The sequence below is a fragment of the Mesorhizobium sp. M0106 genome (assembly GCF_040322715.1).
GTDB lineage: Bacteria > Pseudomonadota > Alphaproteobacteria > Rhizobiales > Rhizobiaceae > Mesorhizobium.
Genome location: NZ_JAMYUA010000149.1, coordinates 1 through 567, shown reverse-complemented (window position 1 = coordinate 567; position 567 = coordinate 1). Strand labels below are relative to the sequence as shown.

The 567-nt window shown below is 66.0% G+C and carries 1 protein-coding gene; it reads right to left on the bottom strand.

Annotated elements, in window-relative coordinates; genetic code table 11:
• A partial coding sequence (locus NKJ55_RS35525) for a condensation domain-containing protein (protein ID WP_352453945.1) occupies positions 1–567 on the bottom strand: 567 nt, incomplete at both ends.

Genomic DNA, 567 nt, shown 5'->3' with positions numbered 1-567 from the left:
CCAGCATCGTCCGGAAGAACTCTTCATGCGCCTTGGCATCGACCCCCAACCGCGCCTGCGCCACCAGATTGCGGAACGGCTGCGGTGCCGACAACTCATGCGCGTGTCCCGCCAGCACAGTGCGTACCTCGGCATACATCACTTCCGACGTCGTGTTATCCCCGATCAGATGATGCTGCAGTTCCAGCAGCAGCCAGCGCCCCGTGCCCGGCTCGCGCGCGATCACGACGCGCATCAACGGCGCCCGGCCAAGGTCGATGCGGTACTGGCGCGGATCGAACCGCCGCTTCAGCTGCTCGGAACCGGGACCGCCATCCTCGTCCAGCTCGACCTCGAGCACATCCAAGGCCGCCTTGCGCCACACCACCTGGGCCGGGCTCGACAGCCCCTCCCAGACAAAGGCCGTGCGCAGCATGTCGTGCCGATCCACAACCTGCTGAACCGCACCAAGATAGCGCTCCAACAGGTCACGGTCGGCAAACGCCATCTGCGACACCAGCAGGTAGGGATCGCCCCGGCTGGCCAGCAGATGATGGAACAGGATGCCGTCCTGCAGCGGCGACAGGC